This is a genomic window from Candidatus Poriferisodalis sp., from assembly GCF_965208895.1.
In the GTDB taxonomy this organism is placed as follows: domain Bacteria; phylum Actinomycetota; class Acidimicrobiia; order Acidimicrobiales; family Poriferisodalaceae; genus Poriferisodalis.
On the sequence record NZ_OZ242363.1, the window covers coordinates 491,279 to 505,255 of the forward strand.

The 13,977-nt window shown below is 67.6% G+C and carries 17 protein-coding genes and 1 tRNA gene; 12 read left to right on the forward strand and 6 right to left on the reverse strand.

Annotated elements, in window-relative coordinates; genetic code table 11:
• Positions 1 to 27: 27 nt before the first annotated feature.
• The 3 genes from ACOGJB_RS02290 to ACOGJB_RS02300 are packed head-to-tail and all read right to left on the reverse strand — an operon-like array spanning position 28 to position 3,692.
• Positions 28 to 1,893, reverse strand: coding sequence for a ComEC/Rec2 family competence protein (locus ACOGJB_RS02290; protein WP_419839216.1), 1,866 nt, complete (start codon positions 1,891 to 1,893; stop codon positions 28 to 30).
• On the reverse strand, positions 1,880 to 2,524 hold the full coding sequence (locus ACOGJB_RS02295; RefSeq protein WP_419839217.1) for a helix-hairpin-helix domain-containing protein: 645 nt from the start codon (positions 2,522 to 2,524) through the stop codon (positions 1,880 to 1,882). Before ACOGJB_RS02295 ends, ACOGJB_RS02290 begins: the two co-directional genes overlap by 14 nt.
• Before the next feature lie 10 nt (positions 2,525 to 2,534).
• Complete coding sequence (locus tag ACOGJB_RS02300; protein ID WP_419839218.1) at positions 2,535 to 3,692, reverse strand: MFS transporter; 1,158 nt, start codon at positions 3,690 to 3,692, stop codon at positions 2,535 to 2,537.
• A 141-nt stretch (positions 3,693 to 3,833) separates the two neighbouring features.
• Between ACOGJB_RS02300 and ACOGJB_RS02305 the strand changes: the two genes are divergently transcribed.
• Together ACOGJB_RS02305 and ACOGJB_RS02310 are read left to right on the forward strand one after the other, a co-directional pair.
• Positions 3,834 to 4,880, forward strand: coding sequence for a phosphotransferase family protein (locus tag ACOGJB_RS02305; protein ID WP_419839219.1), 1,047 nt, complete (start codon positions 3,834 to 3,836; stop codon positions 4,878 to 4,880).
• Positions 4,881 to 4,897: 17 nt separating this feature from the next.
• Positions 4,898 to 5,911 (forward strand): LLM class F420-dependent oxidoreductase, encoded by a 1,014-nt coding sequence (locus ACOGJB_RS02310; protein ID WP_419839220.1) that lies wholly within the window; start codon positions 4,898 to 4,900, stop codon positions 5,909 to 5,911.
• Between the two features lie 70 nt (positions 5,912 to 5,981).
• Here the strand turns inward: ACOGJB_RS02310 and ACOGJB_RS02315 are convergent, their stop codons facing one another.
• A complete protein-coding gene (locus ACOGJB_RS02315) occupies positions 5,982 to 6,368 on the reverse strand; it encodes a pyridoxamine 5'-phosphate oxidase family protein (protein WP_419839221.1) in 387 nt (128 codons plus the stop codon).
• Positions 6,369 to 6,468: 100 nt separating this feature from the next.
• On the opposite strand from ACOGJB_RS02315, the gene ACOGJB_RS02320 reads away from it, so the two are divergent.
• The 6 genes from ACOGJB_RS02320 to ACOGJB_RS02345 all read left to right on the forward strand — a co-directional run bounded on the left by ACOGJB_RS02320 (position 6,469) and on the right by ACOGJB_RS02345 (position 9,975).
• Positions 6,469 to 6,541, forward strand: a tRNA-Ala gene (locus tag ACOGJB_RS02320).
• Positions 6,542 to 6,716: 175 nt separating this feature from the next.
• Positions 6,717 to 8,252, forward strand: coding sequence for an IS1182 family transposase (locus ACOGJB_RS02325; protein ID WP_419839222.1), 1,536 nt, complete (start codon positions 6,717 to 6,719; stop codon positions 8,250 to 8,252).
• A 124-nt stretch (positions 8,253 to 8,376) separates the two neighbouring features.
• On the forward strand, positions 8,377 to 9,027 hold the full coding sequence (locus tag ACOGJB_RS02330; RefSeq protein WP_419839223.1) for a tyrosine-type recombinase/integrase: 651 nt from the start codon (positions 8,377 to 8,379) through the stop codon (positions 9,025 to 9,027).
• A 24-nt stretch (positions 9,028 to 9,051) separates the two neighbouring features.
• A complete protein-coding gene (locus tag ACOGJB_RS02335) occupies positions 9,052 to 9,456 on the forward strand; it encodes a tyrosine-type recombinase/integrase (RefSeq protein WP_419839224.1) in 405 nt (134 codons plus the stop codon).
• A gap of 22 nt (positions 9,457 to 9,478) precedes the next feature.
• On the forward strand, positions 9,479 to 9,673 hold the full coding sequence (locus ACOGJB_RS02340) for a hypothetical protein (protein ID WP_419839225.1): 195 nt from the start codon (positions 9,479 to 9,481) through the stop codon (positions 9,671 to 9,673).
• Complete coding sequence (locus ACOGJB_RS02345) at positions 9,670 to 9,975, forward strand: hypothetical protein (protein ID WP_419839226.1); 306 nt, start codon at positions 9,670 to 9,672, stop codon at positions 9,973 to 9,975. The genes ACOGJB_RS02340 and ACOGJB_RS02345 overlap by 4 nt, the downstream gene beginning before the upstream one ends.
• 427 nt (positions 9,976 to 10,402) lie before the next feature.
• Here the strand turns inward: ACOGJB_RS02345 and ACOGJB_RS02350 are convergent, their stop codons facing one another.
• Complete coding sequence (locus ACOGJB_RS02350; protein WP_419839227.1) at positions 10,403 to 11,155, reverse strand: pentapeptide repeat-containing protein; 753 nt, start codon at positions 11,153 to 11,155, stop codon at positions 10,403 to 10,405.
• A 193-nt stretch (positions 11,156 to 11,348) separates the two neighbouring features.
• Between ACOGJB_RS02350 and ACOGJB_RS02355 the strand changes: the two genes are divergently transcribed.
• From ACOGJB_RS02355 to ACOGJB_RS02370, 4 genes are all read left to right on the forward strand, one after another.
• Positions 11,349 to 12,059, forward strand: a complete 711-nt coding sequence (locus ACOGJB_RS02355; protein WP_419839228.1) for a hypothetical protein — start codon at positions 11,349 to 11,351, stop codon at positions 12,057 to 12,059.
• A gap of 36 nt (positions 12,060 to 12,095) precedes the next feature.
• Positions 12,096 to 12,338, forward strand: a complete 243-nt coding sequence (locus ACOGJB_RS02360) for a hypothetical protein (protein WP_419839229.1) — start codon at positions 12,096 to 12,098, stop codon at positions 12,336 to 12,338.
• A 339-nt stretch (positions 12,339 to 12,677) separates the two neighbouring features.
• A complete protein-coding gene (locus tag ACOGJB_RS02365; RefSeq protein ID WP_419839230.1) occupies positions 12,678 to 12,872 on the forward strand; it encodes a helix-turn-helix transcriptional regulator in 195 nt (64 codons plus the stop codon).
• Between the two features lie 260 nt (positions 12,873 to 13,132).
• Positions 13,133 to 13,357 carry a hypothetical protein gene (locus ACOGJB_RS02370; protein WP_419839231.1) on the forward strand — a complete coding sequence of 75 codons (225 nt, stop codon included), beginning with the start codon at positions 13,133 to 13,135 and terminating at the stop codon, positions 13,355 to 13,357.
• On the opposite strand, the gene ACOGJB_RS02375 is transcribed toward ACOGJB_RS02370, so the two are convergent.
• Positions 13,343 to 13,936, reverse strand: a complete 594-nt coding sequence (locus ACOGJB_RS02375) for a transposase (RefSeq protein ID WP_419840661.1) — start codon at positions 13,934 to 13,936, stop codon at positions 13,343 to 13,345. The two genes, ACOGJB_RS02370 and ACOGJB_RS02375, sit on opposite strands and share 15 nt — an antisense overlap.
• Between the last annotated feature and the right edge of the window lie 41 nt (positions 13,937 to 13,977).

The window sequence follows — 13,977 nt, forward strand, 5'->3', positions numbered from 1 at the left end:
CGGCGGCCGGCCCGTGCTTCAGCGGGCTCACGGTTCTTGCCGCCACCCGTCCGACGCTAGTTCCACCGAGACAGCCAGGCGCTTTGCTGCGGGCTCGACGGTGAGCCCCGCGACGGTGACGGGCTCGGTCACGGTCGCATAGGCGATGTTGCCGCCGAGCCCAGCCGGTGCGAGGACGTGCGCTATGTCGTGGCGGGCGTCGAGAGCCCGCACGGCCTCGCGCCCGGCGCGACTGGCTGAGCGCGCCACGAGCACGTCGATGCGATCGATTCCCGCCGCGGCGAGCTGGCCCAGCGCACGGGCCGGATCCGGACGATCCACGACCACGACGACGGGATCGCTGCTGCGCACCGAGATCTGGGATCCTCCCGGCAGCGGCGGGCGGTGCGTGCCGGCCACCAGCCAGATCCCGATTGCGGCCGCGGCGACGGCCAAGCCACGAGACGCGACCGGAAGGTTGCGCAGCACAAATGCCCCTGCTGCGCACAACACGACAACTGCTAACGCTGAGCCGACTTCGGCCGCCTCGATCTGAGGCCAGCCCGCCGACGCCCCCCATCGCGCCACGCCCGCAACCCAGCCCATCATCAGCTTGGTCGGCAGGTGCAACATCGATGCCACGGCGTCGCCGGAGACACCGCCCGCCAATCCGGCGATGAGGCCCCAGACCATGGCCGGGCCTGCGACCGGTCCCGCAAGGACGTTGGCGGGGATGCTCACGAGCGGCAGCGAGCCGAACACCGCAAGCTGCACCGGCAGCACTCCCACCTGAGCGCTCAGCGTCGCCGCAAGTGCCAAGCGCAGCCAGGGCGGACCCCACAGGAGCCTGGCGAGGGGGCGGGCGCCGATGACGATGGCAGCAGTTGCGGCGACAGACAGCTGGAAGCCGACGGATCGGACCAGCAGAGGATCGACGAGCAGCAGCACGATGACCGCCAGCGCGAGCAGCCGCGGCGCCGAGGCGCGCCGGCCCACGGCGTGCGCGCCGACGGCGAGCGTGGCGAGCACACAGGCCCGCAGCACGGAGGGCTCGCCCCTGGTCAGGACGGCGAACTGGGCGAGCAGCACAGCGACGGCGCCGAGCCGGGCGCCGAGGCGCAGCCGGGCCAGCAGCGGCGCGAACAACAGCAGCACGAACGCCACGTTCGAACCGGACACAGCGAGCAGGTGGGTGAGCGAGGTCGCCCGAAAGTCGTGCACCACCTCGGGCAGCTGCCCCCGATCGTCGCCGTACACGAAGCCGGCGAGCAGCGCCGCGTCCCGCGGCGACAGCGATTCGCCCGACGTCTCGACGAGGTGCCGCAGCGAATTGGCAACACGGAACGGCGCCGCACCGCCATCGAGACGGTGAGCCGTGTGGATCTGGGCCGTCCCGACGAGATGTCTGGGCCACAGGAAGCGCCGCTCGCCCGGCTCAGCTGGCTCCGCCGTCACGTTCAGGCGCCAGCGCTCCCCCATGGCGGCGTCTTCCAGCTTCCATGCGGCGGGTCCCCGAGCCCAACCCTCCCAGCGATGCTCGGAGCCATCGAGCGTTGCGCGGAACGGCACGACCAGGGCGCCGGAACGCCACCGCGGATCGCCGACCACCACTACCTCGCCGTCGAAGCTCCCTCCGGTAGCTGCGCTCAACTCCGCGAGCTGCGCTCCCATGGCGGCGGCTGCAAGCACCAGCAGGCCGGCCGGAATGAGTGCCCGTGCACGGCTGGCAATCCCGACGGCTCCCGCCACGATGCCCCACCACCACGCCACCGGGGGCGCCCACAACGCGCCGGCTGCGGCGGCGACGGCTCCCGCGACGATCCACCGGTCGGCCACGGTGCTGAGACCCCGATAACGGCGGGGCGCAGCGCACGGCGGCGAACGGGTCGCACCCGGCGGCTCAGACGGTTGCATGAGACCGCAGCTGGGACAGTTTGGATGGCCCGATCCCGGGCACCTGCTCGAGTGCGTCGAGCGTCGCAAACGGCCCGTGCTCGGACCTGAAGGCGACGATCGCCGCCGCCAAAGACGGGCCGATGCCCGGAAGCTCGGTGAGTTGCGCCGCCGTCGCCGTGTTGACGTCGATCTGCCCGCCCCCAAGCGCGCCCGGGGTCGGGGCGGCGGGTTGCTCGCCCACCACCGGCACATAGATCTGCTGCCCGTCACGCAGCCGTTCAGCGAGGTTGACTGCGGCGCCGTCGGCATCGGCCACCAGGCCGCCGGCAGCGTCGATGAGGTCACCGACGCGATAGCTGGCGGCGACCTGGTACAGCCCTGGCTGGCGGACGGCGCCGGCGAGGTGTACCTGCAAGAGCGACGGCTCGGTGGTTGCGACCGGCGGCGGCGCCTCGCCCGCCGCGAGCGGCAGGTCGATGGGCGCAGGCGTGCCGTGGCGGACCCCCGCAAGGAATCCTGCGGCGACAAGCGCGCCGACGGCAACGAGCAGCACCAACACGGGTACTGCTCCGACCCGCCGTGCGAAACCGGCTGCTTCTGCCGCTACCGAACGCCAGTCTGTTGAGCGCTCAGCGTCCGGCGCCCGCATGTCTGCGACCCTAGTGCGAGAGTGTTGTTCCCTTTGGTGGAATTTTCACTGCTTTCAATCTCAGTGCCGCTGCGCCGGCGAGCGCGAGGCAGACCAGACCCCAGCCGCCGAAGAGCCACCGCGAGCCAATCTGGCCGTACAGCGGCGGGCCGGCGAGTGCGGCGGCACCGGCGACTGCGAGCCCGATTGCCTCGAGCATCCCGCCGCCCATCGCGGCCCGTTCGGCGCCGGCGGCCTCGAGCACCAGCACCTGGGCACCCATCACGCTGTAGGACTCGCCGACGGCCTCCAGCACACCGATCACAATGAAGCTCAGCAGGCCGCCGATCCATCCGTACAGCACCACCGAAGGCGCGAACAGCAAGAGCGCGGGAACAGCGACCCGACCACCTCCGAGGCGCTCTGCGAGCGCTCCCGTGTACGGCGGCAGCAACATGAGCGGGACTCCGATGATGAGCAGCCCGATGGCCAACTGGTTCGACGAGAGCCCGACGTCGGTCAGGTACCGGTCCACGGTCGCGTCGAAGACTCCGATCAGCCCCCAGACACCTACGTGCACGCAGATGGCCGCCTGCACCCGTGGGCGCCGGAGCAAGTCTCCGAGATCGGAGTAGTCCACGGGCACCGCAGCGATCGGCGATCTCGCGATCAGCATCGCTGCGAAGGGGCCCAGCACCGCCATCAGCGCTCCGGTGAGCAGGAACGGAGCTTCGAAGGAGATTCCGCTCAGCGCAGCGCCGATCGCAGGACCGCTGATGAACCCCGCCACCGCACACGACAGCAAGCCGCCCACCTTGGTGCCGCTGCCAGTGATGTCACGTCCGATCAGGGCCTTGCGGGCGACCAGCCCGAACAGCCCGAAGCCGACGCCTGCCAGCGCCCGGCTCGCGGTCAGCGACCATGTGGCGGTTGCGAACACGAATCCGAACGAGCCCGCCACTGCGGACAGCACCGAGATCCATGCGACCACGCGGTGGTGGCCGCGGTCCACCAGCGGCGAGAGCAGCAATTGCGACGCCAGCCCGGCTACGAAGCCGGCAGCGGCAACGATGCCCAGCTCCAGGTGGCTGAGGCCGTAACGGTCCTGGAGGTCTGCCAGGTAGGCGAAGACGACGCCGAGCGAGGCTGTGACGAAGAACTGCGTTGCGTAGATCGTCACGTACAGCACCGGCGCAGCGTATTGGTGCCGTCGTCGCGCTAGGCCGCTCGGCATGTCGCGACGCCGACGGCGCCGTCCGCTGTCGGGCACCGCTGCACGGCTGCGGCCATGATGGTGCCCCGCAGGGCTCGACCTCGGGAGGGAACGACGGTGTCTGCTGCAGTCTCCGAACCGGGCGGCCCGGTCGCCGGCATCGATCCTGGGCCGGTCACCGCGTGGATGGCCGAGCGCGTCGAGCTCAGCCCCCCGCTGCAGTTCGAGATCATCGCCGGCGGGCACTCGAACCTCACCTACCGCGTCACCGATGCCGTGGGCAACCGCTGGGTGCTGCGCCGCCCGCCGCTGGCCCACCTGCTCGCCGGGGCACACGACATGGTTCGCGAGCACCGGATCCTGGCTGCGCTGGAACCCACCCCGGTCCCCACTCCCCCGGTGGTGGGCCTGTGCACCGATGCCGAGGTGAACGGCGCCGATTTCTATGTGACCGGGTTCGTGGAGGGCACCGTGCTGCGGTCACTGGCCGATGCCGAGGCGCTGTCGCCCGAGGCTCGGGGAGCACTCAGCCGGCAGCTGGTGGAGGTTCAGGCCGCCATCCACAGCACCGACTTGGAGGCCACCGGCCTGGACACGCTGGGCCGCCCCGACGACTACGTCGCGAGGCAGCTGCACGTGTGGCGGCGCCAGTTCAACGCCATGACGTCGCGGGAGCTGCCGATCATCGAACGGGTCCACGACGTGCTCGTGGCGTCGATCCCGCCCCAGTCCGAGGCCACCCTGGTGCACGGCGACTACCGCTTGGACAACTGCCTGTCGGGGGCGAGTGGCGTACTGGCGGCGGTGTTGGACTGGGAGATCTCCACCTTGGGCGACCCGCTGGCCGACTTCGGATTCTCGCTGGGCTACTGGGTGGAGGCCGGCGACGCGTTCAACCCGCTGGGACACGACGCCACCGCTGCGCCGGGGTTCTGGACACGCGAGCAGCTGGCGAGCGCCTATGGCGAGCTCACCGGCCGGGACGTCAGCGCGATGGGTTGGTTCTTTGCGTTCGCGAGCTGGCGCCTGGCCTGCATCCTCGAAGGAGTCCATGCCCGGTACGTGGGCGGTGCCATCCCCGACATCCCCCCAGAGGTGCACGAGTTTCCCCGCAGCATCGTGGCGCTGGCCGAGCGAGCCGAGTCAGTCCTGGCGAGCCTCTAGCCACTATCGTCCCCGCCATGAAGGTAGACGGCGGCCTCGGAGTCACTAGCGGATTCGATGGGATCATCGAGTCGAGTCAAGAACAAGAAGCGTTGGGCTACGACGGATTGTGGGTGCCAGAGACCAGCCACGATCCGTTCACCATGCTCCCGCTCATGGCGCATGCCACCTCGACGGTGGAGCTGGGCACCAGCATCGTGGTGGGCTTCGCCCGCAACCCGATGTCACTGGCCTACAGCGCCAACGACATCCAGCTGCTGTCGCAGGGCAGGTTCATCCTGGGGCTCGGCAGCCAGATCCGCCCGCACATCACCCGGCGTTTCTCGATGGAGTGGTCCAAGCCCGCCGCTCGCATGCGCGAGATGATCCTGGCGATCAAGGCCATCTGGGCCTGCTGGAACGACGGCGAGAAGCTGAACTTCCGTGGCGACTTCTACGAGCACACGCTGATGACGCCGTTCTTCGACCCCGGCGCGAACCCCTACGGCGCTCCCCGGCTGGCCCTGGCCGGCGTCGGCCCGCTGATGACCGAGGTGGCCGGCGAGACCTGCGATGTCTTCCTCTGCCACGGCTTCACCACCGAGAAGTACCTGCGTGAGGAGACCATCCCGGCGATCGAACGGGGTGCTGCGCGCGCAGGCCGCGATCCCAGCGAGATCACGATCTCGGGCCCGTCGTTCATCGTGACCGGCAACACCGAAGAGGACATGGCCAAGGCCAAGGACGCCACCAAGCAGCAGGTCGCGTTCTACGGTTCCACGCCGGCGTACCGGCCCGTGCTGGAGTGCCACGGCTGGGGCGAAATGCAGACCGAGCTGAACGCCATGTCCAAGGAAGGCCGCTGGGTCGAGATGGCGAACCTGGTCGACGACGACATTCTCGATGCGTTCGCCGTGGTGGCCGAGCCCGAGCAAGTTGCCACCGAGCTGAAGCGTCGCTTCTCCGACGTGGTGGACCGGGTCAGTTTCTACGCCCCCTACAAGGGCGACCGCTCCCGCTGGCAGACCATCTTCAACGACCTGAAGAGCTAGCGCCAGCCAGCTCGCAGCGTCGTTGAAGCATCAAACACAGCAACGACCTGAAGAGCTAGCCCCAACCAGCTCAGGAGCCCAGCGGGGCGCAGTCCGAAGCGCAGTTGGGATTGGTTGGCGGGGTGGCCGGTGTCGCGGGCCGGTGCAGGACGCCTGAGGTCGGACGCAGCTCCAGCTCGAGACCCTCGGCACCGTCGACAGTGCGGGCCGCCGCATCCACGATCATCGAGTAGCCGCCAGGTTCGTACGGCGGCCACAGCACCGAGATGTTCGGGCGCTGCGTCACATTCGCCGCGGCCGACCGGCTGGCGCCGCAGCGCAGCACGTCGCCGTCGAGCCGCATGTCCAGGTGGGCGATATGCGGCGTGGCGTCGTCACGCACAGTCAGCACGTACGCCACCGTGCCGAACCGCTCCATCTGAGGGCCGATATCAGCCGGCTCCACGGGGATGCTCATGGACTCGACGATATGCCCATAAGGCACAGCTTGCGCACCGATTCGTCCGCTCGATGCACTCTCAATTCCCGGCAGCGCACTGGTATCGTCGTGGAGCCTCGGGGCTATAGCTCAGTTGGTAGAGCGCTTCCATGGCATGGAAGAGGTCAGGGGTTCAATTCCCCTTAGCTCCACCCGAGAGACTCGTCAGGGATTCCCAGAAGTTCCCAAAACTGCAGGTCAGAGGATATTTCTGGCAGATTGGTTGCTTCGGCAGTTCCCATGTCGCAGCGTCAGTTCCCTAGGAGGGTGGTCGGAAAGTCGGTGGATTTCCGCGTTCGGTGTGGGGGCGCGCGGGACAATGCAGGGGTGCGCGGTTCGGCTGACGATCAGGGTTCGTTCTTCGATGTGGATGTGATGGTGGGCGGTCTGCTGGAATCGGAGGGGTTCTTGGCGACGCTGGGGCGGGCTCGCGGCGAGCTGTTCTGCGATGCCGATTTCGATGCGCTGTATGTGTCTGGTCGGGGCCGTCCGTCGCATCCGCCGTCGGTGGTGGCGTCGTTGTTGTTGTGCCAGTTGTTCTATGGGGTGTCCGATCGTGAGGCCGAGCGGCGGTCGCGGTTCGACATGTCGTGGAAAGCGGCGTTGGGGCTGCCGCTGGATCATCGCGGGATCCCTCATGTGGTGCTGGTGGAGTTCCGGGCGCGGCTGGTGCGCGCGGGGATGGAGAGCTTCTTGGGGGATCGGGTCAAGATCGCAGCCAAGCGCGCCGGGGTGATCGGCCATCGCCGCAGCGTGGACTCCACCGGCATCGAGGACAGCGTGCTGACTCAGGACACTGTCACGCTGATCCGTTCTCAGACCCGCCGCTGTGTTGACGCTGTGTCGGGGATCGACGCCGAAGCGGCTGGCGAGCTGGCCGCGATGCTGGCGCGTGACGACTACGGGGAGGCGGCCAAGCCGCAGATCAACTGGTCCGACCCCGCAGCCCGGGCGGCTTTGGTGGCGGAGCTGTTCTGCGACGCCGACGCTGTCGTGGGGTTCTGTTCCCGCTTCGACGACGCCGATGTGGCCGCGGCGGCGGAGCTGCTGCGCGTCGTCGCCGGCCAGGACGTCGAGATCGCCGACGGCGCCGACGGCGCGGCGGTGGCGCGGATACGCCAAGGCACCGCGACCGATCGGGTGATCTCGACCGTCGATCCCGACGCCCGCCACGGGCACCGCTCCCGCAGCGACCGCTACGACGGCTACAAGCTGCACATAGCAGCCGACGCGGACTCCGACCTGATCACCTCGGCGAAAGCGACGCTCGCGACCGTCCATGACGCCGCAGTGGTCGAGGACCTCATCGACGCCGACCCGGTCCCGGTCGCGGAGATCATCGCCGACACCCACTACGGGTCGGGACCCACGCGTCACACGACGGCGGGCCGCGGCATCGACCTGGTCGCTCCCGCCCCGCCGATATCGGCCCGCAAAGACCCCGACATGTTCACCAAAGCCGACTTCGGCATCGACACCGAAACAGCGACGATCACCTGCCCCGCCGGCGTCGCCGTCGCGATCCCGCCGCCGCGGGGCCAAAAGCGCCGCCAGGCCCGCTTCAGCGCAGCCGACTGCAACGCGTGCGCGCTCAAGACTCGATGCACCACACGCACCGGCGGCCGCATCGTGCAGATCAACCCCCACGAAGAGCTCCTCGCCCCCGCCAGAGCCCAACGCCGCGAACCCGAATTCCTCGCCAGATACCGACAGCGCTCCCAAGCCGAACGAAAAATCGCCCACCTCAAAGCCCGCACCAAACGCCTGCCGTGGCGCGGCCTCGCCAAAGCCGGCCACTGGCTCGAATGGCGAACCGCCGCCATCAACCTCGACCGCATCGGCCGCCTCGGCATCATCGGGTGACACACCCGCGTCCGCACCCAGCCCGCCACCCCAACCCGACCTCACACCTCAACCCTGCCCCACACGCCGCAAACCCCAATAACCGACCAAGCTCCTAGAAAATGGGAACTGGAAAAGGGAACTCGTGCGACGCTCCAGGCGGCTCACCTCCAAGACTGTCCAACACGCAACGCCGGACAAGCACGCAGACGGCGATGGGCTCACGCTCGTTGTCAAGACGAGCGGCACCCGGTCGTGGGTCGTGCGCTTGACCGTCGACGGCAAGCAACGCGACGTTGGCATCGGCGGCTACCCCGCAGTCAGCCTCGCCGACGCCCGACTTCGGGCCGCGGCGATACGTGCTGACGCCGTCGAGGGAGGCGATCCACTCGGCCCTCATCAAGCCGACCGTGTGCCGACGTTCGCCACCGCAGCGAAGACGGTCCACGAGATGAACCGACCGCGCTGGCGCAACAAGCAAGCTGCCAACGAGTGGCTCTCGAGCCTCGAGCGCTATGCGTTTGCCCGTATCGGAAATGCCTCGCTGCACCGCATCGAGCGCAGCGGCATCATCACTGTCCTCTCACCGATCTGGACCACCAAGCCTGAGACGGCGCGGCGTGTGCGCCAGCGCATTCGGATGGTGATGCAGTATGGGATGGCACATGGATGGGTGGATACCAATCCCGCCGGCGAAGCAATCGACGGTGCACTCCCATCGATGCCCAAGGTCAAGAACCACCAGCGAGCATTCCCCTACTCAGAGGTGGCCGCAGCACTGGACACGATCACCTAATCCCAGGCCAGCGAAGCGTCGAAGTTGTGCCTGCGCTTCTTGGTTCTGACAGCCGTTCGACCCGGCGAGACACGAGGGGCTCGCTGGTCCGAAATCGATGTCGAGAGCACCACGTGGACGATTCCCGCTGAACGTATGAAGGCCAACGGTGAGCACCGGGTGCCTCTCAGTAGTCAAGCCCTCGACGTGCTGGGAAAGGCCAAGCCACTCGACGACGGCAGTGGCCTCGTATTCCCCAGCCCACCGAGCCGGGTGGGTGGGGCTGCCGGGTGGCGTGCAATGCTGAGGGCATGGCCCACAAACGACCGCGGCGCAAGAATGAGCGCTACCGAGACGAACGCACCGGAAGGTTCATGGCCGACCCCGAGGGCGAGTGGCGCAAGCACGCCGCCCCCAACACGGTGCGCCGCTCGCGAGCGAGCAAGCTAGCTAGCTAGCGAAGGACCCCGAGATGGTACGCAGGACACTGGACCGCCCACGCAGCGGACGCGCCAGCGGACCCGAGCTGAGCGCCGAAGTCTCCGCGTCGATTGCCGCGGAGGAATACCTGCAAGCGTGCGCCCGCAATGGGGTGAACCCCAACGGGGGGCCGCACAGCGCCGCCGAACTGGCCCAGCAAGCCGAAGCGCTGCGCGCGCAGTGGTGAGCGGCCCCGCTTGGCGATGGTTCGGGCTGGACCTGCTCGACGCGTGGGCGCAGGGCAGGCCCACGGCTGAGCACGCCGACGCGCTCGACTTCCCCGCCGCGCTCGCAGCCGTGCCGTTCCCCGACTACCCCGGCGAGCGCAATCCCGACGGCGCGGCCAACAATCACCGCGTGGCTGATGACGGCACCTATCGGGCGGCGTTCGTCGCTGACCGCATCACCGTGGTCGGAGCGCTGTATCTGGCGAGCTTTCGCGGCCCCCACGACGACGCGCCCCAAACAAGACCTCTCGCGCAGCCCTAGGAGCGTGGTCGGAAAGTCGCGTTTCGGGTGTTTGGCGCATGCAAAACCGCAGGTCAGGGGCTTGCAGATTGGGTCCGGCACCCGTTTCCGACCAGACTCCTAGGCCCGCAGCTGACCGACGCGGCCCCCTATCGCCGCCCGGAGTCCCGCCCCGCCACCTCAGCGCAAGCCCCCCCAGCGGCCCCGAGGGGCCATTCATGGAGTTCGTGACCCCCTCACCGGTACCGCCCGCCTGTTTGGGTTCGGACGGTGCCATCACGGGCGGCGCAGCGTGCGAGGTTGCCCGCAGCGCCCGAGGCAGGGCGGCCCTTGGCGGCGCGTAGGCATCGAGGGCAGCGCACGGGCCGCGAGCGCTGCTGCGGGGCTTGTGGCCCCGGACAGCAGCATCGCCCACCGGCGGGCGATGTGTGAAGGTCGATACCCACCCCTACGACCCTGCGCCGAGGCCGCGACGTCGCGAACAGGGTCCCCCACCCCACACCGAACACCCGCGCTTGCACGCGTCCGCGAAACGCGCGAGAGTCGCGCTCGCCTGAATCACCGCGTGCCCTCTTGGGCCGCGCCAGCCGATCCGCGGGAGCCAAGCTTCATGGTTCCTTCCTATCGGCTGGCGCGGTGGTTCAGGCAAGAAACATCTTGTCTCCCGGTAGGAGGGAACCACCATGCCCAAGAGGCTCACCACGGCGCTGCTCGCGCTGCTGACGTTCGCGACGGTGCTAGCCGTCGTGCCGCTAGCGCAGCCCGCGGCGGCACACACCCAGACCAAGCAATACTGCGCGTACGACCCATTCGCAGGCAACCAGTGCTGGACCCAGAACGTCAGCCACAGCCACGACCCGCCGACTGAGCAAGACCTGTGGGGCAAGCCGCGCGATACCAGAACGAGCGAACAGGTCGCCGAGGACGAGCGCAGACGCGAACAGGCCGAGGCCGAACGCAAGGAAGCAGCAGAAGCCGAGGACAAGGGCAGCACCGAGCCGGACAGCACCGAACCCGACAGCACCGACACCGACAGCACCGACACCGACAGCACCGAACCCGACAGCACCGAACCCGACAGCACCGAACCCGACAGCACCGAACCCGACAGCACCGAACCCGACAGCACCGAACCCGACAGCACCGACACCGACAGCACCGAACCCGACAGCACCGAACCCGACAGCACCGAACCCGACACGACCTACACGGTCAACCCGTGCTCCCCGTACCAAGGCTCGCTGAGGACCTACCAGCGTCACAGGCACCCCATAGGCGACAGCAGCACCGACTCGGGCTGCCACACTCAAGACGACTCGCACTGTCCCGCTGGGCACACCGAGACCGGCGGGCACGGCTCGAAGAACTGCCGCAAGAACGACGCGCCAGACAACTTGGCTACCCGCATTCAGTACCTGCTCGAAAAAGGCACCGCGGCAGCCCTAGACGCCGTTATCGAGACGATCAACAATGAAGCCGCGGACAAGTTGAACCAGTGGAACGGGATCGACTGGGAGAACCTGCACACAGACGGCGACTCTCAAGAGAAGCTGCTCAAAGCGCTCAACCCGCTGCTCGAAAACAGTAGCTTCGACCCCGTCACGCTCAATGACCTGCGCGACCTAGCCGACGTGTGGACCAGCCTGAACGACGACGTGCGGACCGGAGGCGCAGCCGCGGGCTGCTGGGCAGTGACCTTCGCGGCGCTCGCGACCACGAAGGGCAAGATCGCCAAGAAGCCCAAGGTGCTCGCTGAGCTTCTCGTAACCGTCGGGTGCGCCATCGGCGAAAGACGCATCCCGGACGGCTCGAACGACGACAGCCCCGGCGACGAGAACACCGCCGACGACAGCCCCGGCGACGATGACGGCGACAGCCCCGGCGACGAGAACACCGACGGCGACAGCCCCGGCGACGACGTGGCCGACGAGAACCCGGCGGGCAACTACTGCGGCCCGTGGACAGCGTCCGCGTGGAGCCCAGGTCGCGGCGGCGTCACTCTGTTCGTGAATGGTGCCGGATACAGCCAGTACCAAAGCAGCTACGACAACCGAGAATGGGCGGCGGCACAATGCCAAGCAGCCCTCGCCAGCCTCGGTCAATGACCCGCGCAAGATCGACCGGTTCCGCAAATGAGCGCCATGAACTACATTGACACCATGACACTCGCCAAGCTCTGGACGATCTGGGCCATCTCCCTAGCGGCATTCATCGCGACGTTCATACTCGCGTCGCATGCCGATTGGATCATGCCCCGTCTCCTGCTCTTGCTACTTTGTGGCGTGTTCATGGTGCTCAGCCAAGAAGTCTTCACAAAGGCGCTAGAGGCCAGCAAGAGCGCCCGCCGACGCGAAGCCGAGCAAGCGGCGTCAGCCGTCGAGTAGCCGCCCTCTGCGCCTAGTCGGCACTGGAACTTTGGGGAACCCGTCGGCTCCGGTCGGCGGGTTCTCTGCGCTGTATGACCTACAGGGACACGCTGAGAACGGGCTTCGACGCCTAGAAACGGTCCTAACGCAATGTCCTAACTGGCAGAGAAAACCCAGTAACTATACGGGTTAGCTCTGCGGGTTGGACGCACTGTTGCGGGTCGTCGTTGGTTGCGTGAGCAACCGTGACCGCTCGGCATCGTTGGAACCGTCAGCGGAAGCAGCGAGACGCTGAGACGCGCAACCAAGCTCGGCGTGAACGGCAGGCTGCGAAGTCGCCCGCGCACCCGCTGAACGGTGAGCGCAGCCGACGACGTGTCGCTGCTCACCCGGCAGCAAGTCGAAGAACGCTGCGCGATCAGCCGAAGCCAGATCTACAAGCGCATGGAACTGGGGGAGTTCCCGCGCCCGGTCTACGTCGGCGCGGCGGCCCGCTGGCGCAGCGACGAAGTGGCCGAATGGATCGGCTCGCTCCCGCGCCGAGGGAACTGAACCCTTCGCTGCTTCGGGTGCTGTTTGGGGTAACGAATAGGTAACTGACGGGTTGCACTAGTGCTGACCTGCGGGTATCGGTTTCCCTTAGCGGAGTCACTCTGTTCGTGAATGGTGCCGGATACAGCCAGTACCAAAGCAGCTACGACAATCGAGCATGGGCGGCGGCACAATGCCAAGCAGCCCTCGCCAGCCTCGGCGAATGACCCGCGCAAGATCGACTGGTTCCACAAATGAGCGCCATGAACTACCTTGAGACCATGACACCCGCCAAGCTTTGGACGATCTGGATCATCCTCCTAGCGGCACTTGGCGCGCTCGGTGTGCTCGCATCTCGGGTCGAATCGGACACGTACCATCTCCTGTTCTTGCCAGCGTTTGCCGCAATCGGGATACCCAGTTTCCGAGTCTTCGAAAAGGCGCTAGAGGCCAGCAAGAGCGCCCGCCGACGCGAAGCCGAGCAAGCGGCGTCAGCCGTCGAGTAGCCGCCCTCTGCGCCTAGTCGGCGCTGGAACTTTGGGGAACCCGTCGGCTCCGGTCGGCGGGTTCTCTGCTGTATGACCTACAGGGGCACTCGGAATTTCTGTGTATCCGGTCGTGGTGGTGTTCATCGGATGTGGTCGGCGATCCGGTCGCCGTAGTGGACGGTCAAGGTGTTGAGGATGGCTTTCCAGCCGTTGGTCTTGCCGGTGAGGTTGGTGCGGTTCTTGTGTCGAGCGTTGGCGACAAGGCAGGTGGACTTTCATCGCGGCTTGTTCGTTGGGGAAATGCCCTCGATGGCGCACTGCTCTGCGGAATCTGGCGTTGAGGCTTTCTATGGCGTTGGTGGTGTACACGACTCGGCGCAGCTCGGGCGGGAACTCCCCGAACGGCACGAACTCGTCCCAGGAGTTGCGCCATGAGCGGATCATGGCGGGGCAGGGTGTCTTCCCAGTCGTCGGCGAAGCTCTCGAAGCGTGTCTGGGCGGCCTCGACGGTGGGCGACGTGCAGAGATGTCGCGCATGGCCTTGGTGATGGGGCCCCAGTGCTTGCGGGACGCGTACCGCCCGCTGTTGGGGACCATGTGCACGACGCATGTCTGAACTGTCGCTTCGGGCCAGGTCG

Bases quoted from the DNA above. Each gene is read 5' to 3' on its own strand.
- ACOGJB_RS02295 (WP_419839217.1), bottom strand. From the start codon at position 2,524: ATGCGGGCGCCGGACGCTGAGCGCTCAACAGACTGGCGTTCGGTAGCG.
- ACOGJB_RS02315 (WP_419839221.1), bottom strand. From the start codon at position 6,368: ATGAGCATCCCCGTGGAGCCGGCTGATATCGGCCCTCAGATGGAGCGG.
- ACOGJB_RS02310 (WP_419839220.1), top strand. From the start codon at position 4,898: ATGAAGGTAGACGGCGGCCTCGGAGTCACTAGCGGATTCGATGGGATC.
- ACOGJB_RS02340 (WP_419839225.1), top strand. From the start codon at position 9,479: ATGGTACGCAGGACACTGGACCGCCCACGCAGCGGACGCGCCAGCGGA.
- ACOGJB_RS02290 (WP_419839216.1), bottom strand. From the start codon at position 1,893: ATGCAACCGTCTGAGCCGCCGGGTGCGACCCGTTCGCCGCCGTGCGCT.
- ACOGJB_RS02360 (WP_419839229.1), top strand. From the start codon at position 12,096: ATGAACTACATTGACACCATGACACTCGCCAAGCTCTGGACGATCTGG.
- ACOGJB_RS02375 (WP_419840661.1), bottom strand. From the start codon at position 13,936: ATGGTCCCCAACAGCGGGCGGTACGCGTCCCGCAAGCACTGGGGCCCC.
- ACOGJB_RS02370 (WP_419839231.1), top strand. From the start codon at position 13,133: ATGACACCCGCCAAGCTTTGGACGATCTGGATCATCCTCCTAGCGGCA.